This window comes from Streptomyces jeddahensis (assembly GCF_001642995.1).
Taxonomy (GTDB): Bacteria; Actinomycetota; Actinomycetes; order Streptomycetales; family Streptomycetaceae; genus Streptomyces; species Streptomyces jeddahensis.
Map to the genome: position 1 here is coordinate 21,772 of NZ_LOHS01000113.1, position 26,310 is coordinate 48,081.

The following is a 26,310-nucleotide window of genomic DNA, read 5'->3' on the forward strand; positions in this document are numbered from 1 at the left end:
GGGCGGGTGGCCGGTGGCAGCGGCCGTACGGGCGGGGAGCGGGTCGCCGGCGGCAGGGGTCGTACGGGCCGGGGGCGGGTCGCCGGCCGCCGCGGCGCCGGCGGATCCAGCCGTGGCGACAGGGACCTCATCGCCGACGGGGCCGACGGGATCGACCGGGAGGCGATCGCCGCCGGACGCGCGCGTTCCGATCGGAAGTGGATACGGCGGGGGAGTCCCGCCGAATTCCGGGCAATGCGCCTGATGGTCGCACCAGCCGCACAGCTTCGTCGGACGCGGCCGCCAGTCGCCCGTCTCCGTGGCCAGCCTGATCGCGTCCCACAGCGCCAGCAGCTTGCGCTCCACGCGCTCCAGGTCCGCCATGACCGGGTCGTACGTCAGGACGTCACCGCTGCCCAGATAGACCAGCTGCAGACGGCGCGGCACGATGCCTTTGAGACGCCACACCACCAGGGCGTAGAACTTCATTTGGAACAGTGCGCCCTCCGCGTACTCGGGGCGCGGGGCCTTGCCCGTCTTGTAGTCGACGATCCGCACCTCGCCCGTGGGCGCCACGTCGACGCGGTCGATGATGCCGCGCAGCTTCAGCCCCGAGTCCAGGGAGGCCTCCACGAACAGCTCCCGCTCCGCGGGCTCCAGCCGGGTCGGGTCCTCGAGCGAGAACCAGCGCTCGACGAGCGCCTCGGCCTCCGTCAGCCACCGGGCCAGCCGCTCGCCCGCCGCCTCCTCGTCGGCCTCGGCGAAGAGGTCCGCCAGCTCCGGTTTCGCCTGGCGCAGCCTCTCCCACTGCCCGGGGATCAGCGACTTCGCGCGCGGCGCCGTACGCTCGGCTGCAGGGGCGTCGAACAGCCTTTCAAGCACGGCGTGCACCAGGGTGCCGCGAGTGGCCGCCTCACTCGGCTTCTCGGGCAGCCTGTCGATCACCCGGAACCGGTAGAGCAGCGGGCACTGCATGAAGTCGCCGGCACGCGAGGGCGACAGCGACGCCGGGGGCGCGGCAGCCACGGCAGAGGGCGCGGCCGCCGCGGCACCGTCGGAGCTGGTTTCCATGACGTCAGACCTTACGGCCCGCCACTGACAATGCCGTACGCACAGCTCTGTACCCGGCTCCGTACCCGCATCCGTACGGGCAGGCAACCCGGGCGGAGAGAGGGGAGTCGAGGCGGAACGCGAGAGAGCGGCCGCATACCATCGACGAGCAGACCCACTCGCCCTGCATGACCGCCACCGGTGGCAGCAGGGACGAGGGACGCTTCGAACGAGGGGACACCGTGGACGAGAGCGGCGGGCGCGGACAGCCGCGGTCGGGCAACAGCGAAGCGGACGAGCACCGCATCGCTCCGTCACGCCCGGACGGCGCCGACGCCCCGTCCGAACGGCCCGTACCGCCTGCGGGCACCGGAGACGACGCGGCGCTCGCGGACGGGGACCGCGACGCGCTCCCAACCGGGGAGGGCCCCGTCCCGAACCCGCCGGACGCCGCCGAACCCGCCGCCCACGCCCAGCCGGCCCAACCGGCCCGACCGTCCGGCACACCCGCAGACCCCGCGTCTGCGGGCCCGTCCGCACTTTCGGCGCACCAGGCCCCTTCGGATCCACCTCCGACTCAGCTGACCCCTTCGGATTCGGAGGCGACCTCGGGCTCGCCCTCCCCTTGTGACCCCACAGCGCCAGGCGACGGCCCGACAGGACCCGCGGGCGGCGGACCCGGAGACCCCTCGGGCGCCGGACCTGCAGGGTCTTCGGGTGGCACGGCTGGGGAGCGCCGGGGCGGTGACGGTGACGGCGGGCGGAGTCAGTCCGGTGGGGCCGGACCGCTGGCCGGCGGGTCCGCGGGCCGGCCGGGAGGAGGCCAAGGGCCGCAAACCGGGCGCGGCCCGGGCGGGCCGGGCAAGCCACCGCGGGGGCCCGGCGGCGGGCTGCTCATGGGACGGCCCTTCGGTGTGCCCGTCTACGTCGCGCCCAGCTGGTTCCTCGTCGCGGCGCTCATCACCTGGGTCTTCGGCGGACAGCTCGAGCGGGTGCTGCCGGAGCTCGGCGCCGCCCGCTATCTCGTCTCCCTCTTCTTCGCGGTCGCCTTCTACGCGTCCGTACTCGTCCACGAGCTCGCCCACACGGTCGCGGCGCTCCGCTTCAAGCTGCCCGTACGCCGCATCCAGCTGCAGTTCTTCGGCGGCGTGTCCGAGATCGAGAAGGAGTCGGAGACACCCGGGCGCGAGTTCGTCCTGGCCTTCGTCGGGCCGCTGCTCTCACTCGTACTCGCCGGGGTCTTCTACGCCGGCCTGCAGGCCGTCGAGCCCGGCACCGTGCCCGGCGTGCTCCTCGCGGGCCTGATGATCTCCAACCTGATCGTGGCCGCCTTCAACCTCCTCCCCGGCCTGCCGCTGGACGGCGGCCGCATGCTGCGCGCCGTCGTCTGGAAAATCACCGGCAAGCCCATGAGCGGCACGATCGCCGCGGCCTGGGTCGGCCGCGCCCTGGCGATCTCCGTACTCGTCGGACTGCCGATGCTCACCCAATCCGGAGCGCTCGGCTCCGGCGCCGACGAGATCAGCGGCATGGACACCGTCACGGACGCCCTGCTCGCCGCGATCCTCGCCGCGATCATCTGGACCGGCGCCGGCAACAGCCTCCGTATGGCCCGCCTCCGCGAACACCTGCCCGAGCTACGCGCCCGCACCCTCACCCGGCGGGCCGTCCCGGTCGCCACCGACACCCCGCTCTCCGAGGCACTGCGCCGCGCGAACGAGGCCGGGGCCCGCGCCCTCGTCGTCGTCGACGCGCACGGCGACCCGCTCTCCGTGGTCCGCGAGGCCGCCATCGTCGGCGTGCCCGAGCACCGCAGGCCCTGGGTCGCGGTCAGCGGCCTCGCGCAGGAGCTGACCGACGGCATGCGCGTCTCCGCCGAGCTCGCCGGCGAGGAACTCCTCGACGCGCTGCGCGCGACGCCCGCCACCGAGTACCTGGTGGTCGAGGAGACCGGCGAAATCTACGGAGTCCTCTCCGCGGCCGACGTCGAGCGCGCCTTCGTCAAGGCAATGGCACGCCCCTCTTCTTAGGGCTCGGTTCGCCTCCGGGGCGCGCTGTATCGATATGCCCCTACCGGGGCGTGGCCTGTGTCGAGAGGCCGACTGCGCTCGGCCCCTCGACACCGGCGCGGCCCCTTCGGCTCACTCGCCTGGCGCAGCCCGGGCCGCGCCCCCACATGGTCAGCGGCCTCCGCCAGGACCGGTAGGCTGGTCACATGTCCGAACCGACCGGTGCCGCCCGCAGGCGCGGGCCCTTCAAGGTCGGGGACCAGGTACAGCTGACCGACCCCAAGGGCCGCCACTACACGTTCACGCTCGAGGCGGGGAAGAACTTCCACACCCACAAGGGTTCCTTCCCGCATGACGAGCTGATCGGTGCTCCCGAGGGCAGCGTTGTCCGCACCACGGGGAACGTCGCCTATCTCGCGCTGCGCCCCCTGCTCCCCGACTACGTCCTGTCCATGCCCCGCGGCGCCGCCGTGGTCTACCCCAAGGACGCGGGGCAGATCCTGGCCTTCGCCGACATCTTCCCCGGCGCACGCGTCGTCGAGGCGGGCGTCGGCTCCGGCTCGCTCAGCAGCTTCCTGCTGCGCGCCGTCGGCGACCACGGCATGCTGCACAGCTACGAGCGCCGCGAGGACTTCGCCGAGATCGCCAAGCAGAACGTGGAGCGCTACTTCGGCGGACCGCACCCCGCCTGGCAGCTCACCGTCGGCGACCTCCAGGACAACCTGTCGGACACCGACGTCGACCGCGTCATCCTCGACATGCTCGCCCCCTGGGAGTGCCTCGAGGCCGTCTCCAAGGCACTCGTCCCCGGCGGCATCCTCTGCTGCTACGTGGCGACCACCACCCAGCTCGCCCGGACCGTCGAGTCCATCCGCGAGATCGGCTGCTTCAACGAGCCGACCGCCTGGGAGACGATGATCCGCAACTGGCACATCGAGGGCCTCGCCGTCCGCCCCGACCACCGGATGATCGGCCACACCGGTTTCCTGCTCACCGCCCGCCGCCTCGCCGACGGCGTCGAGCCGCCCATGCGCCGCCGCCGCCCCGCCAAGGGCGCCTACGGCGAGGACTACGCCGGACCGAACGCCGACGGAGGCACGTCCCGCTGACGCGCGGGCCGTCGAACCGCACGAGGAAAGGGCCGCCGCATCGACACCGCCGGCGGCCCTTCGCCGGTCCCCTCCTCCTCGCCCGCGAGCGCCTGCACCGAGTGACCCCGCCCGCCCGCTTCACGACGGGGCGCGAGGCACTCTCCCGCACCGAACCATGCCCAACACGGCGACGCGCGCCGCATGAAGCGCGGCGCGCTCATGAAGAAGAGCCGCCAAGAACGGCCGTGAGGAAAAGCCGCCAAGAAGAGCTGTGAGGACGAGCCGCGAAGAAGAGCCCACACGTCGGCCCGCCCACGGCACCTCAACGACCCGGCCGCTCCCTCCGGTTCCGCACAGCACCGGGAACTCGTCCGCGGCGCCCCTTCCTTGACGTACCGGCAGCTCCACAGGACCCCGCCGTTCCGCCTCAGTGTGAGGTATGGCACCATGCTGGCCACCCCCCACCGGCACAGCCCTCACAGGAGACGCTCCTAGTGCAGCAATCCGCCGTCCCGGAACTGGCACACACCCAAACCAGCCCGATCCACTGGGTGGCCACCGCCACCGCCCTCGCCGCCGTCGTCGCGTGCTCGTCCTTCTTCCAGTCCGAAGCCGCCACCGCGGCCCAGCCGGAAACCCGTCACCGCGCAGTCGCCGGTGCCCCGGACCTGGCCGCCGTCGACTTCGGCCTCAACTGCGGCTCCGCCAAGACCGTGGTGCAGAAGAAGGCCTCCGGGGACCTCGACGGCGACGGCAGACCCGAGACCGTCGCCGTGGTGCGCTGCGACGCCGGTTCGGGCACCCCGCCCAACGGCGTCTACGTGATCACGCAGCCCACCGACGCGGACGCCGATCCCCGCGTCGTGGCCACACTCGTCGCCCCCAAGGACGGCCTCACCGTCTCCGACCTCGCCGTCGAGCACGGATCCGTCACCGCAACCCTGCTCGGCTACTCGTCGCCCGACGTCCCCAGTTGCTGCCCCGACCTGCAGGAGCGGGCCAAGTGGCAGTGGAAGAACGGCACGTTCGTCCGCTCCACACCCGCCGGGGCACTCGGCGTCTGACACGCTGCGGCGCACAGCAGAGCACCACGGCCCCACAGCGGCCCCGCCGTCGACACACACAGTGGTCCGGCCGGCCGCACACAGCACCAGCAGCGCAGCAGCACCGGTACCAGCACCAGCACCAGCAAAGAAAATGTGACGCATCAGACACAGCAAAGGGGCCCGGGCGGCGACACCCCGCCCGGGCCCCTGCTTTCATGGCGCTGCGCAGCAGCGCCGTCACTCAACGTTCGGGCCGTACACCTCGACCTTGTCCGAAATGCGACGTACATGAATGCACTCGCCCGGGCACTCCTTGGCCGAGTCGGTCACATCCCGCAGAAGCGTCAGCGGAACGGGCGTTGTGGCCCCCGGAGCCTGCAGAAGCTCGTCGGCAGGGCTCTTCACATAGGCCAGACCGTCGATGTCCAGCTCGAAGACCTCCGGCGCATACTGCGCGCAGATCCCGTCGCCGGTGCAGAGGTCCTGGTCGATCCAGACCTCCAGAGCGTCACTGCCGGCGTCGGCCTCGTGCTGCACGGTCATATCTCCTGCCATTTCCCTTCGTCGAGATCACCGGCCCTGCGAGCAAGTCGGCCCAGGTCTGACGGGTGTTGAACGCTCCGACGATACAACCGCCCGCTTCCCCATGTTTGTGGGTGGGTATCCCCCTGGCGTGAAGGGCAGCGCAAGGGTGAAGATCGGACACACCCCGACCGTCTTTGTGATCTAGGGGTTTCAATCGACACCCACCCAGGTAGGGTCTGGAAGCGTCCAGCTCCCTTTCGGAGGAGGTGAGGACCGTGGCAGCCCACGACGACGACATCAACCGCGGCATCCGCCCGGGTCGAGGGTCCGACGACCCTGCCGGTCAGATTGCCTATCTCGAGCAGGAAATCGCCGTCCTGCGCCGCAAGCTCGCCGACTCTCCGCGCCATACGAGGATTCTCGAAGAGCGGATCGTCGAGCTGCAGACCAACCTGGCCGGCGTGTCCGCACAGAACGAGCGGCTCGCGAACACGCTCCGTGAGGCCCGAGACCAGATCGTGGCCCTCAAGGAGGAGGTCGACCGGCTCGCACAGCCGCCGGCCGGCTTCGGTGTCTTCCTCACGGCGAACGAGGACGGCACCGCTGACATCTTCACCGGGGGCCGCAAGCTCCGGGTGAACGTCAGCCCCAGCGTCGAGCTCGACGAGCTCCGGCGCGGCCAGGAAGTAATGCTCAACGAAGCGCTCAACGTGGTCGAGGCCATGGAGTTCGAGCGGATCGGGGAAATCGTCACCCTCAAGGAGATCCTCGAGGACGGCGAGCGCGCCCTCGTGCTCGGGCACACCGACGAGGAACGGGTGGTCCGGCTCGCCGAGCCACTGCTGGACGTGACCATCCGCCCCGGCGACGCCCTGCTGCTCGAACCCCGCTCCGGCTACGTCTTCGAGGTCGTGCCCAAGAGCGAGGTCGAAGAGCTCGTCCTCGAAGAAGTCCCCGACATCAGCTACGACAAGATCGGTGGCCTCGGCAACCAGATCGAGATGATCCGCGACGCCGTCGAGCTGCCCTACCTCTACCCCGACCTCTTCAAGGAGCACGAGCTGCGCCCGCCCAAGGGCGTCCTGCTCTACGGCCCGCCCGGCTGCGGCAAAACCCTGATCGCGAAGGCCGTCGCCAACTCCCTTGCCAAGAAGGTCGCCGAGGTGACCGGCCAGCCCGCCGGGAAGTCGTACTTCCTGAACATCAAGGGCCCCGAGCTCCTCAACAAGTACGTCGGCGAGACCGAGCGCCACATCCGCCTGGTCTTCCAGCGAGCACGTGAGAAGGCCAGCGAGGGCACCCCCGTCATCGTCTTCTTCGACGAGATGGAGTCCCTCTTCCGCACCCGAGGCTCCGGCGTCAGCTCGGACGTGGAGAACACCATCGTCCCCCAGCTGCTCGCCGAGATCGACGGCGTGGAAGGCCTCGAGAACGTCATCGTCATCGGCGCCTCCAACCGCGAAGACATGATCGACCCCGCGATCCTGCGCCCCGGGCGCCTGGACGTGAAGATCAAGATCGAGCGGCCGGACGCCGAGGCGGCGAAGGACATCTTCGCCAAGTACCTGACCGAACGGCTCCCGCTGCACGCCGACGACCTGGCCGAACACGGTCATGACAAGGTCGCCACCGTGCAGGGCATGATCCAGTCCGTCGTCGAGCAGATGTACGCCGAATCCGAGGAAAACCGCTTCCTCGAGGTCACGTACGCCAACGGCGACAAGGAAGTCCTCTACTTCAAGGACTTCAACTCCGGCGCCATGATCGAAAACATCGTCGGACGCGCCAAGAAGATGGCCATCAAGGCCTTCCTCGAAGCCAACCAGAAGGGCCTTCGCGTCTCCCACCTCCTCCAGGCCTGCGTGGACGAGTTCAAGGAGAACGAAGACCTGCCCAACACCACAAACCCGGACGACTGGGCACGCATCTCCGGAAAGAAGGGCGAACGGATCGTCTACATCCGCACTCTCGTCACCGGAAAGCAGGGCGCAGACACCGGACGCTCCATCGACACGGTGGCAAACACCGGTCAGTACCTGTAAAAGACAGGACGGCTGCGGGTGTCCTCCACAGGAACCCGCAGCCGACTGCTTTCTTGATACTGACAGACCGCACACAGCTCCTCACCCGTGTCGACACCCGAGCGAGAGCAAAGACGAAAATGATCTCCCCACCAGCGCAAAGGCGTTCTAGGCTCGTCGGTACCGCCGAGTCGCGCAGTGCGGGGACGGGCACCGCACACGCACCGGAGCACCAGCGGTACTTGAGCGCCGCCCCCGACCGAGGGCGCCGCCGGGCAAGGAGGGCCGCATGACCGTACGGCGAGTAATGGGCATCGAGACGGAGTACGGAATCTCCGTCCCCGGCCACCCCAACGCCAATGCCATGCTCACCTCGTCCCAGATCGTCAACGCATACGCCGCGGCGATGCACCGGGCGCGCCGCGCCCGCTGGGACTTCGAAGAGGAGAACCCGCTGCGCGACGCGCGAGGCTTCGACCTCGCCCGCGAGGCCGCCGACGCCAGCCAGCTCACCGACGAGGACATCGGCCTCGCCAACGTCATCCTCACCAACGGGGCACGCCTCTACGTCGACCACGCACACCCCGAATACAGCGCCCCCGAAGTCACCAACCCCCTCGACGCCGTCCTCTGGGACAAGGCCGGCGAACGCATCATGGCCGAGGCCGCCGAGCGCGCAGCACAGCTCCCCGGCGCCCAGCCCATCCACCTCTACAAGAACAACACCGACAACAAGGGCGCGTCCTACGGCACGCACGAGAACTACCTGATGAAGCGGGAAACCCCCTTCTCGGACATCGTGCGCCACCTCACCCCGTTCTTCGTCTCCCGCCAGGTCGTCACCGGCGCCGGCCGCGTCGGCATCGGCCAGGACGGCCACGAACACGGCTTCCAGATCAGCCAGCGAGCCGACTACTTCGAAGTCGAAGTAGGCCTCGAAACCACCCTCAAACGGCCCATCATCAACACCCGCGACGAACCCCACGCCGACGCGGAGAAATACCGCAGGCTCCACGTCATCATCGGAGACGCCAACCTCTCCGAGATCTCCACCTACCTGAAACTGGGCACGACCGCACTGGTCCTCTCCATGATCGAAGACGGCTTCATCGCCGTCGACCTCGCCGTCGACCAGCCCGTACGCACCCTCCACCAGGTCTCCCACGACCCCACACTCCAGCGCCTCGTCACCCTCCGCAGCGGCCGCACACTCACCGCGGTCCAGCTCCAGATGGAGTACTACGAGCTCGCCCGCAAATACGTCGAAGAACGCTTCGGCGCCGACGCCGACGACCAGACCAAAGACGTCCTCACCCGCTGGGAAGACGTCCTCAACCGCCTGGAACACGACCCCATGAGCCTCTCCGGCGAACTCGACTGGGTCGCCAAACGAGAACTCATGGAAGGCTACCGACGCCGCGACAACCTCGACTGGGACGCGGCACGCCTGCAGCTCATCGACCTCCAGTACGCCGACGTACGCCCCGAGAAGGGCCTCTACAACCGTCTCGTCGCCCGCGGCAAGATGAAGCGGCTCCTCGACGAGGAGGCCGTCGAACGGGCCGAGGCGAAGCCACCGGAGGACACGCGCGCGTACTTCCGCGGCCGCTGCCTCGAGCAGTACGCCGACGACGTCGCCGCCGCCTCCTGGGACTCCGTGATCTTCGACCTCCCGGGCCGGGACTCGCTCCAGCGCGTACCCACCCTGGAGCCGCTTCGCGGAACGCGTAATCACGTCAAGGAGCTGCTCGACCGGTGCCGCACGGCGGAGGATCTGGTCAGGGTCCTCTCCGGCGGCTGACCGACTGACCACGCGCCGGCAGCCCAGTCCGGGCTACCGGGGCTGAAAAGGACTGCGTCCGGGAATCATCGAGGTGGTCCCCGGACGTTGTAACAACGGCGGGGCCGATGTCAGACCCTGCTTGTAGGGTCTGATCTTGACCGATCGAAACCGAGTCGGGCGAATCGAGCGGGGTGAGGGATATGGCGACCAAGGACACCGGCGGCGGCCAGCAGAAGGCGACGCGCTCCACGGAAGAGGTCGAGGAGCAGGCGCAGGACGCGCAGGCTTCGGAGGACCTCAAGGAGCGGCAGGAGAAGCTCAGCGACGACGTGGACTCAGTTCTCGACGAAATCGATGATGTGCTCGAAGAGAATGCTGAGGATTTCGTGAGGTCCTTCGTGCAAAAAGGCGGCCAGTAGAGCCTTTTGACCTTCGAATCAAAGGTTGAGTGGGGGCGGCCGAAGAAGTGTCCGAAGAACCGGGGATGAAACGCTGCTCGCGGTGTAGCGAGAGCAAGCCGCGGGCAGCGTTCGCCAGTAACAAATCCATGGGTGATGGTCTCCAGGTGTACTGCCGGGAGTGCTCCGCGGAGTATTACCGGCAGCGTCAAGAGGCCAAGGGCAAGACGGTCCGGCCTAAGGTGTCGGTTCCTGAAGGGTTCAAGCGCTGCCCGCAATGTGGTGAGGTGAGGCCGCATGATCAGTGGGAGCGCAACAAGTCTTCGTCTGATGGCTGGGCAAGCTACTGCCGCGAGTGCCGCGCGCAGCGAAATCGCGTGAGCTACTTCAAGCGTAAGTACGGCTTGACGCCGGACGAGTTGGAGGGCTTGATCGCTGGGCAGGGCGGGGTGTGCGTGATCTGTTTGTCGGCTCGGCCCGAACATGTGGATCACTGCCATGAGACGGGTAGGGTCCGTGGCGTACTGTGCTTCAGCTGCAACGCGGCTCTTGGACAGCTCAAGGATCAACCGGACGCCATGAGGCGGGCCGCTGCTTATGTGGAAGGGAACCCGTGGAAGCCAACACTCGTAGCACCGGGCGTCTACCAGCTGCCTTCCTGACGCCTGGGTCCTCGTCCTTCATGGACTTCCTGGCAGAGCACCAGCCGGAGCTGCTGCCGGGCAAGCGGTCACTGCCGCCCGTGCAGGGTGTCATCGAGGCGCCGCACGGCACGACGATCGTCGCTGTGTCGTTCCCCGGTGGTGTGGTGCTCGCCGGTGACCGGCGGGCGACGATGGGTAATGTGATCGCGCAGCGGGACATCGAGAAGGTGTTCCCGGCTGATGAGTACTCGGCGGTGGGTATCGCCGGTACGGCCGGTCTGGCCGTGGAGATGGTGAAGCTGTTCCAGCTGGAGCTGGAGCACTTCGAGAAGGTGGAGGGGACGCAGCTCTCGCTGGAGGGCAAGGCGAACCGGCTGTCCACGATGATCCGTTCCAACCTGGGTATGGCCATGCAGGGGCTGGCGGTGGTGCCGCTCTTCGCGGGGTATGACGTGGACCGCGAGAAGGGGCGGATCTTCTCGTACGACGTGACGGGTGGTCGTTCCGAGGAGCATGGCTTTGCGGCGACGGGTTCGGGTTCGCTCTTTGCGCGTGGGGCGATGAAGAAGCTGTACCGCGAGGATCTGACCGAGGAGCAGGCCACGACGCTTGTGGTGCAGGCTCTGTACGACGCGGCTGATGACGACTCGGCGACCGGTGGTCCGGATGTTGCTCGCCGTATTTATCCGATTGTTACCGTGATCACCGATGAGGGGTTCCGGAAGCTGACCGACGATGAGTCCTCTCAGATTGCGCGGTCGATCCTGGATCGGCGTCTGGAGCAGCCTGACGGTCCGCGGGCCGCTCTTCTTTGATCCGTGTCTGTCGGATCCGTTTGCGGGTCCTTTGCGTGACTGACAGAACCTCTGACAGAAAGGGACGGACTGCCGGTGTCGACGCCGTTCTATGTCTCACCTCAGCAGGCGATGGCCGATCGGGCCGAGTATGCCCGGAAGGGTATTGCCCGCGGTCGCAGCCTGGTCGTGCTGCAGTATGCCGACGGCATCGTGTTCGTCGGTGAGAATCCGTCCCGTGCGCTGCACAAGTTCAGCGAGATCTATGACCGGATCGGTTTTGCGGCCGCCGGCAAGTACAACGAGTACGAGAATCTGCGGATCGGCGGTGTGCGCTATGCGGATCTGCGTGGTTACACCTATGACCGTGATGACGTGACGGCGCGTGGTCTGGCGAACGTCTACGCCCAGACGCTCGGCACGATCTTCTCGAGTGCGGCGGAGAAGCCGTACGAGGTGGAGCTGGTGGTCGCGGAGGTGGGGGAGACCCCCGAGGGTGACCAGATCTATCGGCTGCCGCATGACGGGTCGATCGTGGATGAGCACGGTTCGGTCGCGGTGGGTGGCAATGCGGAGCAGATCAGCAGCTATCTGGACCAGCGGCATCGGGACGGTATGTCGCTTGCGGAGGCCCTGAAGCTGGCTGTGCAGGCGTTGTCGCGGGACACCAATGGCAGTGAGCGGGAGATCCCCGCGGAGCGGCTGGAGGTGGCGGTTCTGGACCGTACGCGTCCGCAGAAGCGGAAGTTCAAGCGGATTGTGGGGCGTCAGCTGTCGCGTCTGCTGGAGGGGGATGGTTCGTCGGGGCTGTCGAAGGCTCCGTCGGACGATGTCGAGGACTCCGAGGAGGAGTAGCCGGAGGAGTGGTCCTCGCTCGCCTTGTTTGTTGCGTCGCGTCCCCGTTGCCTTTCGGTCACGGGGACGCGGTCGTGTGCAGGCAGGGTTGTTCGGTCACGGCTGGGCGGGTGGGGGTGCTGTCGAGTTGCGTACGACGAGCTGGACGGGCAGGTCGTCGGCGTTCGCGGGCCGGCCGTCGAGTACGGCGAGGAGCGCGGTCATGCCTCGCTCGCCCACGTGTTCCGCGGGGAGCCGCACGGTGGTGAGTTCCGGGTCGACGGCGGTGGCGAGGGTGAGGTCGTCGAAGCCAGTCACGGAGAGGTCTTCGGGGATGCGTAGGCCGAGTCGTCGTGCGGCTTTGCAGGCGCCGACGGCGAGGATGTCGTCGTCGCAGATCAGGGCGGTGGGGCGGGGGCCTGGTGCGGTGAGGGCGGCTTCGGTGGCGTCCCGTGAGGCGTCGATGCTCAGGGGCGTGGTGACGGTGCGGAGCTCGGCGCCGGGGATGTCCTTGAGTGCGCTGCTCAGGGCCCGGGCGCGTACCTCGAAGGTCCAGGAGCTGATGGCGGAGGCGATGTGCAGGAAGCGCCGGTGGCCGAGGGCGAGGAGGTGGTCGGTGATCTGGCGCATGCCGTCGGCGAGGTCGAGGTTGACGGTGGCGGCGCCGGGGCCCTCGTCGGGGTCGCTGTCGAGCATGACGAGGGGGAGTTCGTCGCCGCGGATGGCGGCGAGGGCGTCGGCGGCCATGGAGGAGGCGATGACGCCGTCGAGGGCGGCTGCTGCGGAGTCGAAGGGGTCGCGGGCGGGGCCGATGCCCTCGGGTGAGGGGTAGAGGACGACGCCGAAGCCGTGTTCGGCGGCGATGCGGGCGGCGCCGGTGTAGACGCGGGCGAAGAACTCGTTGGTGAGGGCCGGTACGACGAGGAGCGCGGTTCGGGTGCGGCCGAGGCGGAGGTTGCGGGCGGCGAGGTTGGGCCGGTAGCCGAGTTGGCGGGCGGCGTCGCGGACGCGTTCGGCGGTGGGTTCGGAGACGCGGCCGCGCCATTTGTCGCCGAGGACGAGGGAGACGGCGGCCTGGGAGACTCCGGCCGCCCGGGCCACGTCCTTGCTCGTGGTCCGCGCCACGGGGGCTCCTTCCGTGCTGTGCCGTGTGCACTCGGCTCCTTTGCCGGCCCGGCGGTGTCCGGCGCAATGAGGTGGACCGGGGAACTGGGCTCATGGTACGTATGGCGGACGACGTTATACGTAAAACTTCGATCACCTCGGGCAGGGCGGCGGGCGCCACGGTGCGGGGGAGAGGGCGGGGCTGGCCATGGCCGCGGGATATGCGGAGATTCTCCGGACGAGGCATGCGGCGCGGCTGCTCGCGGGCACCTTGGTGGGCCGTCTGCCGAATGCCACCGCGGCGATCGCGATCGTGCTGTTCGTGCGGGCGGAGGGCGGTTCGTACAGCCTTGCCGGGGCGCTGGCGGCGGTGTACGGCGTTGCGAACGCGGTGGGGCAGCCGGTGCTGGGGCGGCTCGTGGACCTGTACGGGCAGCCGCGTGTGCAGTTGCCGGCGGCGTTCGTGTCGGCTCTGGGCGCGGCGGTCTTCTCCTTCGCCGGCACCGACCGGCTCTGGGTGGCGCATGTCTCGGTGATCGTCGCCGGTCTGTTCGCGCCACCTCTGGAGGGTGGCCTGCGTGCCCTGTGGCCGAAGGTCCTGCGGCGTGAGGATCAGGTGCACACGGCGTACGCGATGGATGCTGTGGCGCAGGAGGTCATGTTCACGGTCGGGCCGCTGCTCATCACGCTGTGCGTCTCGCTGTGGTCGGCGCAGGCCGCGCTGCTGATCGTCAATGCGGTCGGTCTGCTGGGTGCGCTGTCCGTGGTGGTGTCCGAGCCGTCGCGTTCGTGGCGCTCGGCGCCCCGGGAGGCGCACTGGCTGGGTGCGCTGCGCTCGCCGGGGCTTCTGGTGCTGCTGGCCTCGCTGCTCTTCGTGGGGATGGCGCTCGGCTCCATCACGGTGGCCGCCGTGTCGTACGCCGACGGGCACGGGGGCGATGCGGTGTACGGCTGGCTGATGGCGGCGATCGGGCTGGGTGCCCTCCTCGGTGGTGCCGTGTACGGTGCGCGGCAGTGGAGTGGTGCGCCCGAGCGGCGGCTGCGCGGTCTGGTCGCGCTGCTCGCGCTGTTCTATCTGCCGCTGATGCTGATGCCCGGGCCTGTCGGGATGACGGCGCTGACGGCCCTTGCGGGCGTGTTCCTGGCGCCGTGCATAGCGTGTGCGTTCATCATCGTGGACCGGCATGCGCCGAGCGGCACGGTGACGGAGGCGTTCTCGTGGCTGGTGACGACGTTCACGGTGGGTGCGTCGGTGGGTACGGCCGCCGCGGGGCCGGTCGTGGAGTGGGGCGGGGCCGCGTGGGGGTTCGCGGTTCCGGGGGCGGTGGCGTGCGCCGCGCTGCTTGTCCTGCTGGCCGGAGGGCGGGTCCTTGCAGCTCCCGGTGGCAGCACGAAGTTGGCGGCTGCTTCGGAAAATGATCGAAACGGTGCTGTCGAACCCGGTTTCACTGCTGGGCATCAGGCGTAATGTTCAGTCATGGACCGCCGCATTTTCGGGCTGGAGAACGAGTACGGCGTCACGTGCACGTTCAGGGGACAGCGCCGCCTGTCTCCTGACGAGGTGGCGCGGTACCTCTTCCGCCGTGTCGTGTCATGGGGCCGTAGCAGCAATGTGTTTCTGCGCAACGGCGCCCGCCTCTATCTCGACGTCGGGTCACATCCGGAATATGCAACTCCCGAATGTGACAATGTGATCGAACTTGTCACGCACGACAAGGCGGGCGAGCGCATTCTGGAAGGCCTGCTCGTGGACGCCGAACGCCGCCTGCACGAGGAGGGAATCGCGGGCGACGTCTACCTCTTCAAGAACAACACCGATTCGGCGGGCAACTCCTACGGCTGCCATGAGAACTACCTGGTGGCGCGGCACGGGGAGTTCTCGCGGCTCGCGGACATCCTCATTCCGTTCCTGGTCACCAGGCAGCTGCTGTGCGGCGCGGGCAAGGTGCTGCAGACGCCGCGCGGCGCCGTGTACTGCGTGAGTCAGCGTGCCGAGCACATCTGGGAGGGCGTCAGCTCCGCCACGACCCGCTCCCGGCCCATCATCAACACCCGCGACGAGCCGCACGCGGACGCCGAGCGTTACCGCAGGCTGCACGTCATCGTCGGCGACTCCAACATGTCGGAGACGACGATGCTGCTGAAGGTCGGCGCGACCGACCTGGTGCTGCGCATGATCGAGGCGGGCACGGTCATGCGGGACCTCACGCTGGAGAACCCGATCCGGGCGATCCGCGAGGTCAGCCACGACATCACGGGCCGCCGCAAGGTGCGCCTCGCCAGCGGCCGGGAGGCCTCCGCGCTCGAGGTGCAGCGCGAGTACTACGAGAAGGCGCTGGACTTCTGCGAGCGCCGCGGAATCCGCACGGGCACGGTCGAGCAGGTCCTCGAGCTGTGGGGCCGCACGCTGGACGCGATCGAGCAGGAGGACCTCGACCGGATCGGCACCGAGATCGACTGGGTGATGAAGTACAAGCTCATCGAGCGGTACCGCACCAAGCACAACATGACGATGTCGCATCCGCGGGTCGCGCAGATAGACCTCGCCTACCACGACATCCACCGCCGTCGCGGGCTGTACTACCTGCTCGAGAAGAAGGGACAAGCCGCCCGTATCTGCAACGACTTGAAGATTTTCGAGGGCAAGTCGGTGCCCCCGCAGACCACTCGTGCCCGGCTGCGCGGCGACTTCATCCGCCGTGCCCAGGAGCAGCGCCGCGATTTCACGGTGGACTGGGTGCACCTCAAGCTCAACGACCAGGCGCAGCGCACCGTGCTGTGCAAGGACCCCTTCCGTTCGGTCGACGACAGGGTGGAAAAGCTGATCGCCGGGATGTGACGCGGAATCAGCGAGTGTGACCGGGAACAGACGAGTGTGACCGGGAACAGCAGTACGCAACGCGGGGCGCCGTACGTTCCTCGTACGGCGCCCTCGTCTGCCCGTAGAGTTGCGCGCACGTCAACTACAAGATCGACCGATACGAGGCCCCACCGTGCGCCGACGCTCCCTGCTCCTTGCCGTTCCGGCCGGCCTGCTCACGCTTGCCGGCTGCGGTGACGACAAGGCCGACAAGGCCGAGTCCAGCCCGTCCCCCACCGCCTCGGCGGAGCCCACCGCGAAGATCGTGTCCGGGCCGGTGCCCGAGGTCACGGCGGGTACGGGGTTCGGCGAGAAGCCGACCGTCGCCAAGGGCTCGGGTGATCCGTCGAAGGACCTCGCGGTGAAGGTCCTGATCGAGGGCAAGGGCGCGGAGGTTGCCAAGGGCGACTATCTGCAGGCCCACTACCTCGGTCAGATCTGGAACACGGCCAAGGTCTTCGACAACTCCTTCGACCGCGGCGCGCCCTCGGTCTTCCCGATCGGGGTCGGCCAGGTCATTCCCGGATGGGACCAGGCGCTGGTCGGCAAGAAGGTCGGCAGCCGGGTGGAACTGGCCATTCCGCCGGCCATGGGCTACGGCTCCGAGGGCAACGAGCAGGCGGGCATCAAGGGGACGGACACCCTCGTCTTCGTCGTCGACCTCGTGGACTCCTTCGGCCCCCAGAGCTCCGCGAAGGGCGGGGTCGTCGCTCAGGACGACATCGACCTGCCCAAGGTCGGTACGAACACGGACGGCAAGGCGCCTTCCATCGACGTCCCCAAGAAGGACGCCCCGACGGAGCTCGTAGCCACCTACGTGATCGAGGGCGACGGCGCGGAGGTGAAGGCCACCGACAGCCTCCTCGTGCAGTACAAGGGCGTGTTGTGGGACGGCGGCAAGGAGTTCGACTCCACGTACTCGCGCGGCCAGCTCGCCTCGTTCTCCCTGCAGCAGGTCGTCAAGGGCTGGTCGCAGGGCCTGACCGGCAAGAAGGTCGGCAGCCGTGTCCTCGTCGTCGTCCCGCCGGCCCTCGGCTACGGCGACAACCCGCCGAGCGGCAGCGACATCAAGAAGGACTCCACGCTGGTCTTCTCCGTCGACATCCTGGCGAAGATGTAAGACTGTCCGCGTTGCCCATCCGTACCAAGCAGGAGCATTTCACGTGAGCATCGAGAAGCCTGAGATCGACTTCCCGGGCGGCGAGCCCCCGGCGGACCTCGAGATCAAGGACATCTGGGAGGGCGACGGCCCGGAGGCGAAGGCGGGCGACACCGTCTCCGTCCACTACGTGGGCGTGGCCTTCTCCACCGGCGAGGAGTTCGACGCGTCCTGGAACCGCGGCACGCCGCTGCAGTTCCAGCTGGGCGTCGGCCAGGTCATCGCCGGATGGGACCGGGGCGTGCAGGGCATGAAGGTCGGCGGGCGCCGCCAGCTGACCATCCCTGCGCACCTCGCGTACGGCGACCGCGGCGCCGGCGGCGGCCGCATCAAGCCGGGCGAGACCCTGATCTTCGTCTGCGACCTGGTCGCGGTCTGAACCGACACCCTGTCCGGCCGATCGGAACGCCTGGGCCGACCGGCCGGACACCCTGAGTGATCACATCCGGTCACACCCGGTGAGTCGGGAGTGCTGATCACATCCGGTCAGCAGCCCTGATCACAACCGGTCAGGAGTGGGCCCATGCCTTCTGGCATGGGCCCTCGGCTTTTGCCGCGACACCGCGGAGCGGTACGGTCGACGATCGAAGCATCATAGGGAAGGGCGTCGATGGCCATCTCCAAGGCCGAGCGGCTGATGAATCTGGCGCTGTGTCTGCTCGGGACGCGGCGGCCGCTCAGCAAGCGCGAGCTGCGCGGCTCCATCGAGGCCTACCTGGAAGCCGGCTCGGACGACTCCTTCAACCGCATGTTCGAGCGGGACAAGGACGATCTGCGCGAGCTCGGCCTGGTCATCGAGACGGTGGAGAACCTCGACGGCGAGGTCGGCTACCTGGCGCGCCGCGACAGCAACCGGCTTCCCCCGGTCACGCTCGACGCCGAGGAGGCCGCCGCGCTCGGCCTCGCCGCCAAGGTCTGGCAGCAGGCGAGGCTCGCCGGAGCCGCCAGCGGCGCCCTGCAGAAGCTGCGCGCCGCGGGCCTTCCCGAGGACGTCGATCCCTACGGGGCGCATGGCGCACTGGAGCCGCACATCCCCGTCCACGAAGCGGCATTCGAACCGCTGATGCTCGCCTGCCGCGACCGCCGCCCGGTCGCCTTCGAGTACCGCAAGGCCACCGCGGCCCGCCCCGAGCTGCGCCAGGTCGAGCCCTGGGCGCTGGAGTGCTGGCGCGGCCACTGGTACCTGGCCGGCTGGGACCGCGAGCGCGCCGCCGAGCGCGTCTTCCGCCTCTCCCGTATCACCGGGAAGGTCCGCAACCGTCCCGGAAAGTTCACCACCGCCGTGCCCGACGTCGTCACCGTCCGCGAGACCGTCGCGAGCTGGGCGGGCGAGATCGCCGACCGCAGCGCCCAGATCAGGCTGCGCGCGGGCGCGGGGTACCCGCTGCGCGCCAAGGCCGTCTCCGTAACGGAACTCGGCGACGGCTGGGACGAGTTGGAGATTCCGTACGGGCACGGCCTGGACGCCTGGCTGGTGGAGTTCGGGCCCGACGTGGTGGTCCTGGAGCCCGCCGAGCTGCGGGCGGACGTCGTGGACCGGCTGCGCGCCGTGGCCAAGGGCTGAGGGGACGTAACCGACATGGCAGCCAACGCCATCGACCAGACCCGGCGGATGCTCTCCCTGGTGACGTATCTGCGGGAGCGGCCCGGCGCGCGCGTCGCCGACGTGGCCCGCGCCTTCGGGATCACCGAGGACGAGCTGATCTCCGACCTGGACGTACTGCCGCTGTGCGGGACCAGCTTCCGCGGTGGCGACCTGCTCGACATCGACACCGACGGCGAGCGCATCTGGTGGCACAACCCGGACGATGTCGCCGAGCCGCTGCGGATCGCCGCCGACGAGGCCACCGCGTTGCTCGTCGCCGCGCGGGCCGTCGCGACGCTGCCGGGCCTGCGCGAGAGCGACCGGCAGGCGCTGCTGCGCGCCACCGCGAAGCTGGAGGCCGCGGCGGGCGAGGCGGCCGGCGCCAGCGCCCGGCTCTCGGTCACCTTCGAGTCCGAGGGCGGCGTCTTCGCGGACGTCGACCGGGCGATCTCCGAGCGGCGCAGGCTGTGGATCCGCTACTACTCGCCCGCCCGCGACGAGCTCACCGAGCGCGAGATCGACCCGATCCGGCTGGTGAGCGTCGGCCACACGTATGTGGAGGCGTGGTGCCGCCGTTCCGAGGCGCGGCGCACCTTCCGGCTCGACCGCGTCGCGGAGATCAGGATCCTCGACGAGCCGTCGGCGCCGCCCGAGGTCGAGCTGCGTGACCTGTCCGAGGGGCTGGTCCAGCCCGCGGCCGAGGACCCCGAGGTGGTCGTCGAGGTCGGGCCCGGCGGCCGCTGGGTCGCCGAGTACTACCCGCACGACAGCGCCGAGGAGCTGCCCGAGGGCGGCCTGCGCATCACGCTGCGCACGCCTGACCCCGCCAGCCTGCGCAGGCTCGCGCTGCGGCTCGGCCGGGACGGACGGATCGTCTCCCCGCAGGACCTCGCGGAGAGCGCCCAGCGGGCGGCGCGCGAGGCGCTTGCGGCGTATGACGAGCCGGTCGGCACCGGCCCGCACCAGCCGCGTCCGCCTGCCGGGGACCCCACCGGCGGACGGCCGGAAGCCCCGCGCGCCGGGCGCCCGGGCACGTCGACCGGCGAGCCGGCCGACACGCGGGGCGGTCAACTGCCCGGCGAGCGGTGCGGAGAGGCCGACGCCTCGGCCGGAGGGCGGGATGGCCGGGCGGACGCATCAGCCGGGCACCTGGGCGGGGGCGGGAACGGCGTGCAGGGGTCGCGGGCCGGGACACCCCAAGCCGCCCCAGGGGCACCTGAAGCCACTCCGGTGGGCGAGGTGGCCGACGCTTCGGCAGATGCCCCGTACGGCCGGGCGGCCGACGCCTTCGTCGCCAGGCAGGGTGGTTCGGTGGACGCATCGGCCAGGCAATCGGCCGACGGTGCGAAAAGCATGACCGGGACGCCCGCAGGCGCACCGGTCGACGGGCTGGACGGCGGGCTCGGTGCGCAGGCCGGGGCGCGCGCAGACGTTCCGACCGACGGGCCGTACCGCAGGGTCTGCAGGCAGGCCCAGGCGCCCGCCGGGCAGCAGGCCGAGGCACCGGCCTCCAGGTCCGCTGAGGCCGCGGCAGCCTCCGGGGACCAGCCATACGACAGGCAGGAGCATGCGCTGTGAGCAGTTCGGCGACGTCCGGGACGCAGGAGGCACCGGCCATAGCCGAGGTGCCCCGGCAGGCACCCGTGGTCTTCAGGGCCGCCTGTCCCGACTGCCGCGCCCGCTTCGAGCTCGCCGCCGGTGCGCTGCGCCTCGCCATCGGCGCCAGCCGCCGCACCACCTTCTACTCGTTCACCTGCCCCGAGTGCGGAGCCGCGGTGCGCAAGCCCGCGGGCGAACGCATCGTGGAACTCCTCACCGGCGGCGGAGTGCGGACGCTGCGCCTCCACTCGACCGTCTAGGCTGACCGGCATGTTCTGGCCGATGCTGGCGATCGCTGTGGGTTTCTGTGGGCTTGCCGTCCTCGGAGTACTGGCCGTCCGGGTCTTCGTGGAGGCCCAGCGGCTGGGGCGTCAGGTCGACGACTCCGCACGTCGCATACATCGCGCGGCCGAGGACCTCGAGCGCGCGGCAGCCGGCGCCGCGCGCTCGACCAGGGACGTTCTTTGAGCTTTCGAAAGCTTCTCAGACAGCTTCTCCCTGTCTACTTCCCAGGTTCGGCAGGTACGCTGCTGAATCGCGGCCCGGAGAACGAGGCGCGGGCCCGCAGACTGGGAGTACGCACAGGGATTGCCCCGCGTTCACCCCTGAGCGTTACGATCGCTGCCAGCACGGTGGTCGGACAGCAGTCCGATCAGTCGGGCAGCAACCCCGCCCCTGCCGCCTCGGTGAGAAGGTAAACGCATATGTTCGGAAGGCTCGGCGCACCCGAGATCATTCTCATCCTCGTCGTCATCATCCTGCTTTTCGGCGCGAAGAAGCTTCCCGACATGGCGCGCTCGCTCGGCAAGTCCGCGCGCATCCTCAAGAGCGAGGCCAAGGCGATGAAGGCGGAGGGGCAGCAGACGGCCCCGGCCGACCCGCCGAACAACGAGCAGCCCCCGGCTCAGCGCACCATCCAGGCCGCGCCCGGCGATGTGACCAGCTCCCGGCCGGTCACCGAGCCGACGGACACGACCAAGCGCTGACGCAGGGCCGGTGAGGGCCGGCCCGCCGCACGAGATGAGGACGTGGGTTGCTCAAGTCTGCCCGCAAGCAAAAGGAAGAGAAGGACCCCGAGGGGCGGATGCCCCTCGTGGAGCACCTGCGTGAGCTGCGTAACCGCCTGGTGAAGAGCCTGCTGGCCGTTGTCGTGACCACGGTCATCTCGTTCATGTTCTACAAGAACATCCTCGAGTTCTTCACGAATCCGATTCTCGAGGCCGTGGGATGCAAGATGAGCCTCGCGGAGCTGCAGGAGACCCAGACCAAGACCTGTGCGCGCATCACTCAGAACGGCCTGCTCAGCCCCTTCACGCTGGCGCTCAGTGTCTCTTTCACATCCGGCCTGGTGCTCGCCTCACCGGTCTGGCTGTACCAGCTGTGGGGCTTCATCGCTCCTGGTCTGCACAGGAACGAGAAGAAGTACTCGCTCGGCATTGTCGGTGCTGGTTTTCCGCTGTTCCTCCTGGGTGCCTATTTCGCGTACTGGTCGCTGCCGAAGATGGCGGAGGTGATGATCCAGTTCTCCATCATCGGCAGCGACAACCTGCTGCCGCTGGACGATCTGATCAGCCTCATCATGCGGATGATCATCATCTTCGGCCTTGCCTTCGAGCTGCCGCTGCTGCTGGTCGTGCTGAACTTCGGAGGCGTCATCTCCGGTGAGCGGATGCTCGGCTGGTGGCGCGGCATGGTCATGGGGATCACGCTCTTCGCAGCGATCGCCACGCCCAGCACCGACCCGATCTCCATGCTCGCGCTGGCCGGGCCGATCTCGGTGCTGTACTTCGTTGCGACCGGCGTCGCGGTGCTGAACGACCGGCGTCGAGCAAGGCGCGACGCAGAGGGCCCCGCCGACGACGAGGCCTCCGATCTGGACCTCACCCCCGAGGACATCGGCGAGATCGAAACCGTCTCCGCCACCCCGGCACTGCCCGAGCAGGCGAGCTCCGACCGCGACCGGATCAACGGATTCGACGACGTGACCTGACGTGACGAGGGTGGCTCGCTGTAGGGTCCCCCGGTGACCAGCGAGATCACCCTCTTCGTCAACCCCACCGCGGGACGCGGCCGGGGCGCTCATGCGGCGCAGCCGGCCGCTTCGGCTTTGCGCACGGCCGGCTTCTCCGTGCGTACGATCCTCGGCGCCGACGCGGCCGACGGGCTGCGCAGGGCCCGGGAAGCCGTCGAGAGCGGCACCGGCGCGCTGATAGCCGTCGGCGGCGACGGCATGGCGAACCTCGCCCTGCAGGCGGTCGCGGGGACGCGGACACCGCTCGGGATCGTGGCCGTGGGCACGGGCAACGACTTCGCGCGGGCCCTGGGACTGCCGGTACGCGACCCCGCGGCGGCGGCCCGCACCGTCGCGCAGGCCCTGAAGGAAGACCAACTGCGCGACATCGACCTGGGGCGGGTCGACGGCACCTGGTTCGGCACCGTCCTCGCCTCCGGCTTCGACTCCCGGGTCAACGACCGGGGCAACCGGATGCGGCTGCCGGCCGGGCGCTTCAAGTACGACCTCGCGATGGTCGCCGAACTCGCCGCCTTCCGGCCCCTCCCGTACCGGATCACGCTGGACGGCGGGGCCGTCCACGAGGTCGAGGCGACCCTCGTCGCGGTCGGGAACGGAACCTCGTACGGCGGCGGCATGAAGATCTGTGCCGGGGCCGACCTGACCGACGGGCTCTTCGACATCACGGTGGTGGGGGACTGCAGCCGCAGCACACTGCTGCGGGTCTTCCCGCGCGTGTACAAGGGCACGCACCTCGAGCACCCCAAGGTCACCGTGCACCGCGCCGCCCGGGTCGAGCTCGTGGCCGAGGAGGTCACGGGGTATGCGGACGGGGAGCCGCTCGGACCGCTGCCGCTCGTCGCCGAGTGCGTGCCGGGGGGCGTTCGCGTCCTCGGACCGTGAAGGTCCGCGGGTCCACGCGCTGACCAGCGGTTACGTGACGATACGGTTAATGATCGTCGGTTGTCAGTGCGTCCCGGTAATCTCGAAAGCACGATGACAGAGGACCTCTCTCCGGCCGAGCGGTACGCGGCAGCACGTAAGCGCGCTGCCGAGCAGGCCACCGCGCTCGCCTCCTTCCGTGAGCTGTACGACTTCGGCCTCGACCCCTACCAGATCGAGGCCTGCCAGGCGCTGGAGGCGGGCAAGGGCGTGCTGGTGGCCGCGCCGACCGGCTCCGGCAAGACGGTCGTCGGCGAGTTCGCCGTCCACCTCGCCCTCCGGCAGGGCAAGAAGTGCTTCTACACGACGCCGATCAAGGCGCTCTCCAACCAGAAGTACACCGACCTGACCAAGCGCTACGGCCCCGGCAAGGTCGGCCTGCTGACCGGCGACAACAGCATCAACTCCGAAGCGCCGATCGTGGTCATGACCACCGAGGTGCTGCGCAACATGCTCTACTCGGGCTCGCAGTCCCTCCTCGGCCTCGGCTATGTCGTGATGGATGAGGTGCACTACCTCTCCGACCGCTTCCGCGGCGCCGTCTGGGAGGAAGTGATCATCCACCTCCCCGAGTCGGTGACGCTGGTGTCCCTGTCGGCCACCGTGTCGAACGCCGAGGAGTTCGGCGACTGGCTCGACACCGTGCGCGGCGACACCGAGGTGATCGTCTCGGAGCACCGGCCCGTGCCGCTGTTCCAGCACGTGCTGGCCGGGCGCCGGATGTACGACCTCTTCGAGGAGGGCGAGGGCCACAAGAAGGCCGTCAACCCCGACCTGACGCGCATGGCGCGCATGGAGGACAGCCGCCCGTTCGGCGGCCGCGACCGGCGCCGCGGCAGGAACAACCTGCGCGAGGCCGACCGCGAGCGGGAGCGGCGGCAGCGATCGCGGATCTGGACGCCGGGCCGGCCCGAGGTCATCGAGCGGCTCGACGCCGAAGGGCTGCTGCCCGCCATCACGTTCATCTTCAGCCGCGCCGCGTGCGAGGCGGCCGTCCAGCAGTGCCTGTACGCGGGCCTGCGGCTCAACGACGAGGAGGCGCGGGCGAAGGTCCGCGAGATCGTCGAGGAGCGCACCGCCTCCATCCCGGGCGAGGACCTGCACGTCCTGGGCTACTACGAGTGGCTGGAGGGCCTCGAGCGCGGCATCGCGGCGCACCACGCGGGCATGCTGCCGACCTTCAAGGAGGTCGTCGAGGAGCTCTTCGTACGCGGCCTCGTGAAGGCCGTGTTCGCCACCGAGACCCTCGCCCTGGGCATCAACATGCCAGCGCGTTCGGTCGTGTTGGAGAAGCTCGTCAAGTGGAACGGCGAGCAGCACGCCGACATCACGCCCGGTGAGTACACGCAGCTGACGGGCCGTGCGGGACGCCGCGGCATCGACGTCGAGGGCCACGCCGTGGTGCTGTGGCAGCGCGGAATGAACCCCGAGCAGGTCGCGGGCCTCGCCGGCACGCGCACGTACCCGCTGCGGTCCAGCTTCAAGCCGTCGTACAACATGGCGGTCAACCTCGTCGAGCAGTTCGGCAGGCACCGCTCCCGCGAGCTGCTTGAGACGTCGTTCGCGCAGTTCCAGGCCGACAAGTCGGTCGTCGGCATCTCCCGGCAGGTCCAGCGCAACGAGGAGGGCCTGCAGGGCTACAAGGCCTCGATGACCTGCCACCTGGGCGACTTCGAGGAGTACGCGCGCCTGCGCCGGGAGCTGAAGGACCGCGAGACCGAGCTGGCCAGGCAGGGCGCCGCGCAGCGCCGGGCCGAGGCGGCGGTCGCGCTGGAGAAGCTCAAGCCGGGCGACGTCATCCACGTCCCGACCGGCAAGTTCGCCGGCCTTGCGCTTGTTCTGGACCCCGGCCTGCCCGCCGGGCGCACCAACGGCCACCGCGGCATGGAGCACATCGACGGGCCGCGCCCGCTCGTGCTCACGGCCGAGCGGCAGGTCAAGCGGCTCGCCACGATGGACTTCCCGGTGCCCGTCGAGCCGCTGGAGCGGATGCGCATCCCCAAGTCGTTCAACCCGCGCAGCCCCCAGTCCCGCCGCGACCTCGCGTCCGCGCTGCGCACCAAGGCCGGGCACATCGTGCCGGACCGGCACCGCAAGAAGCGGTCGGCGGCCGCGGACGACCGGCAGATAGCCCGTCTGCGCACCGAACTCCGCGCCCACCCGTGCCACGGCTGCGACGAGCGCGAGGACCACGCCCGCTGGGCCGAGCGCTATCACCGGCTGCTGCGGGACACCAAGCAGCTCGAGCGGCGCATAGAGGGGCGTACGAACACGATCGCGCGGACCTTCGACCGCATCGTCGCCCTGCTCACCGAGCTCGACTACCTGCGGGGCAACGAGGTCACCGAGCACGGCAAGCGCCTCGCCAGGCTCTACGGCGAGCTGGACCTGCTGGCCAGCGAATGCCTGCGCGAAGGCGTGTGGGAGGGGCTGAACCCCGCCGAACTGGCCGCATGTGTCTCGGCGTTGGTGTACGAGGCACGGGTCGGGGACGACGCGCTCGCCCCCAAGCTGCCGTCGGGGAAGGCCAAGGCGGCGCTCGGCGAGATGGTCCGCATCTGGGGCCGTCTCGACGCCCTGGAGGAGGACTTCCGGATCAACCAGGCCGAGGGCGTCGGCCAGCGCGAACCCGACCTCGGCTTCGCCTGGGCCGCGTACATGTGGGCCTCCGGCAAGGGACTCGACGAGGTGCTGACCGAGGCGGAGATGCCCGCCGGCGACTTCGTGCGCTGGTGCAAGCAGGTCATCGACGTCCTGGGGCAGATCTCGGCCGCCGCACCGGTCGATGGCTCGACGGTGCCGAAGAACGCCCGCAAGGCGGTGGACGCGTTGCTGCGGGGTGTCGTGGCGTACTCGTCGGTGGGGTGAGCGGGCCT

General features: G+C 69.4%; 22 protein-coding genes and 2 pseudogenes. 21 read left to right on the forward strand and 3 right to left on the reverse strand.

Features of this window, described 5'->3' with window-relative positions:
* Nucleotides 1-168: 168 nt before the first annotated feature.
* Nucleotides 169-1,050, reverse strand: a pseudogene (locus tag STSP_RS26715) (RecB family exonuclease); the annotation flags it as partial.
* 167 nt (nucleotides 1,051-1,217) lie between these two features.
* Here STSP_RS26715 and STSP_RS26720 point away from each other — a divergent pair.
* From STSP_RS26720 to STSP_RS26730, 3 genes are all read left to right on the forward strand, one after another.
* Complete coding sequence (locus tag STSP_RS26720) at nucleotides 1,218-3,059, forward strand: site-2 protease family protein (protein WP_408646362.1); 1,842 nt, start codon at nucleotides 1,218-1,220, stop codon at nucleotides 3,057-3,059.
* Nucleotides 3,060-3,244: 185 nt separating this feature from the next.
* A complete protein-coding gene (locus tag STSP_RS26725; RefSeq protein WP_067283177.1) occupies nucleotides 3,245-4,147 on the forward strand; it encodes a tRNA (adenine-N1)-methyltransferase in 903 nt (300 codons plus the stop codon).
* Between the two features lie 476 nt (nucleotides 4,148-4,623).
* Nucleotides 4,624-5,193: a hypothetical protein gene (locus STSP_RS26730; protein ID WP_067283179.1), complete on the forward strand. Its 570-nt coding sequence runs from the start codon at nucleotides 4,624-4,626 to the stop codon at nucleotides 5,191-5,193.
* Between the two features lie 219 nt (nucleotides 5,194-5,412).
* On the opposite strand, the gene STSP_RS26735 is transcribed toward STSP_RS26730, so the two are convergent.
* Nucleotides 5,413-5,718, reverse strand: a complete 306-nt coding sequence (locus STSP_RS26735) for a ferredoxin (protein ID WP_067283180.1) — start codon at nucleotides 5,716-5,718, stop codon at nucleotides 5,413-5,415.
* A gap of 257 nt (nucleotides 5,719-5,975) precedes the next feature.
* Between STSP_RS26735 and arc the strand changes: the two genes are divergently transcribed.
* The 6 genes from arc (at nucleotide 5,976) to prcA (ending at nucleotide 12,195) form a co-directional block, all read left to right on the forward strand.
* Entirely contained in the window at nucleotides 5,976-7,742 is a 1,767-nt protein-coding gene (gene arc, locus STSP_RS26740) for a proteasome ATPase (RefSeq protein ID WP_067283182.1), read from the forward strand.
* A gap of 268 nt (nucleotides 7,743-8,010) precedes the next feature.
* Nucleotides 8,011-9,522 carry a depupylase/deamidase Dop gene (gene dop / locus STSP_RS26745; RefSeq protein WP_408646363.1) on the forward strand — a complete coding sequence of 504 codons (1,512 nt, stop codon included), beginning with the start codon at nucleotides 8,011-8,013 and terminating at the stop codon, nucleotides 9,520-9,522.
* Between the two features lie 182 nt (nucleotides 9,523-9,704).
* Entirely contained in the window at nucleotides 9,705-9,923 is a 219-nt protein-coding gene (locus STSP_RS26750) for a ubiquitin-like protein Pup (protein ID WP_016325855.1), read from the forward strand.
* Between the two features lie 128 nt (nucleotides 9,924-10,051).
* Nucleotides 10,052-10,564, forward strand: a complete 513-nt coding sequence (locus STSP_RS37540) for an endonuclease VII domain-containing protein (protein WP_332835394.1) — start codon at nucleotides 10,052-10,054, stop codon at nucleotides 10,562-10,564.
* Nucleotides 10,516-11,361 (forward strand): proteasome subunit beta, encoded by an 846-nt coding sequence (gene prcB, locus STSP_RS26755; protein WP_067283185.1) that lies wholly within the window; start codon nucleotides 10,516-10,518, stop codon nucleotides 11,359-11,361. The genes STSP_RS37540 and prcB overlap by 49 nt, the downstream gene beginning before the upstream one ends.
* 75 nt (nucleotides 11,362-11,436) lie before the next feature.
* Nucleotides 11,437-12,195, forward strand: a complete 759-nt coding sequence (gene prcA / locus STSP_RS26760) for a proteasome subunit alpha (RefSeq protein ID WP_067283187.1) — start codon at nucleotides 11,437-11,439, stop codon at nucleotides 12,193-12,195.
* Nucleotides 12,196-12,291: 96 nt separating this feature from the next.
* Here the strand turns inward: prcA and STSP_RS26765 are convergent, their stop codons facing one another.
* Nucleotides 12,292-13,299, reverse strand: a complete 1,008-nt coding sequence (locus STSP_RS26765) for a LacI family DNA-binding transcriptional regulator (RefSeq protein ID WP_067283189.1) — start codon at nucleotides 13,297-13,299, stop codon at nucleotides 12,292-12,294.
* A gap of 187 nt (nucleotides 13,300-13,486) precedes the next feature.
* Here STSP_RS26765 and STSP_RS26770 point away from each other — a divergent pair, with 187 nt between their 5' ends.
* From STSP_RS26770 to STSP_RS26825, 12 genes and pseudogenes are all read left to right on the forward strand, one after another.
* A complete protein-coding gene (locus STSP_RS26770) occupies nucleotides 13,487-14,746 on the forward strand; it encodes an MFS transporter (RefSeq protein ID WP_067283190.1) in 1,260 nt (419 codons plus the stop codon).
* A gap of 9 nt (nucleotides 14,747-14,755) precedes the next feature.
* The gene (gene pafA / locus STSP_RS26775) at nucleotides 14,756-16,117 is read left to right on the forward strand and encodes a Pup--protein ligase (protein WP_067283192.1); all 1,362 of its coding nucleotides are present in this window, start codon (nucleotides 14,756-14,758) and stop codon (nucleotides 16,115-16,117) included.
* A gap of 154 nt (nucleotides 16,118-16,271) precedes the next feature.
* The gene (locus STSP_RS26780) at nucleotides 16,272-17,258 is read left to right on the forward strand and encodes an FKBP-type peptidyl-prolyl cis-trans isomerase (RefSeq protein WP_067283194.1); all 987 of its coding nucleotides are present in this window, start codon (nucleotides 16,272-16,274) and stop codon (nucleotides 17,256-17,258) included.
* Nucleotides 17,259-17,301: 43 nt separating this feature from the next.
* Nucleotides 17,302-17,676: an FKBP-type peptidyl-prolyl cis-trans isomerase gene (locus STSP_RS26785; protein ID WP_067283196.1), complete on the forward strand. Its 375-nt coding sequence runs from the start codon at nucleotides 17,302-17,304 to the stop codon at nucleotides 17,674-17,676.
* A 231-nt stretch (nucleotides 17,677-17,907) separates the two neighbouring features.
* Nucleotides 17,908-18,861: a helix-turn-helix transcriptional regulator gene (locus STSP_RS26790; RefSeq protein ID WP_067283198.1), complete on the forward strand. Its 954-nt coding sequence runs from the start codon at nucleotides 17,908-17,910 to the stop codon at nucleotides 18,859-18,861.
* 15 nt (nucleotides 18,862-18,876) lie between these two features.
* Nucleotides 18,877-19,854, forward strand: a pseudogene (locus STSP_RS26795) (helix-turn-helix transcriptional regulator); the annotation flags it as partial.
* 602 nt (nucleotides 19,855-20,456) lie between these two features.
* The gene (locus STSP_RS26800) at nucleotides 20,457-20,741 is read left to right on the forward strand and encodes a CpXC domain-containing protein (protein ID WP_067283199.1); all 285 of its coding nucleotides are present in this window, start codon (nucleotides 20,457-20,459) and stop codon (nucleotides 20,739-20,741) included.
* A 10-nt stretch (nucleotides 20,742-20,751) separates the two neighbouring features.
* Nucleotides 20,752-20,949, forward strand: coding sequence for a hypothetical protein (locus tag STSP_RS26805; protein ID WP_067283201.1), 198 nt, complete (start codon nucleotides 20,752-20,754; stop codon nucleotides 20,947-20,949).
* 236 nt (nucleotides 20,950-21,185) lie between these two features.
* Nucleotides 21,186-21,467 (forward strand): Sec-independent protein translocase subunit TatA, encoded by a 282-nt coding sequence (gene tatA / locus STSP_RS26810; protein WP_067283203.1) that lies wholly within the window; start codon nucleotides 21,186-21,188, stop codon nucleotides 21,465-21,467.
* Between the two features lie 47 nt (nucleotides 21,468-21,514).
* Nucleotides 21,515-22,471 (forward strand): twin-arginine translocase subunit TatC, encoded by a 957-nt coding sequence (gene tatC / locus STSP_RS26815; RefSeq protein WP_067283205.1) that lies wholly within the window; start codon nucleotides 21,515-21,517, stop codon nucleotides 22,469-22,471.
* A 33-nt stretch (nucleotides 22,472-22,504) separates the two neighbouring features.
* Nucleotides 22,505-23,395 (forward strand): diacylglycerol kinase, encoded by an 891-nt coding sequence (locus STSP_RS26820; RefSeq protein ID WP_067283206.1) that lies wholly within the window; start codon nucleotides 22,505-22,507, stop codon nucleotides 23,393-23,395.
* Between the two features lie 93 nt (nucleotides 23,396-23,488).
* Complete coding sequence (locus STSP_RS26825) at nucleotides 23,489-26,302, forward strand: DEAD/DEAH box helicase (RefSeq protein ID WP_067283207.1); 2,814 nt, start codon at nucleotides 23,489-23,491, stop codon at nucleotides 26,300-26,302.
* Nucleotides 26,303-26,310 lie beyond the last annotated feature (8 nt).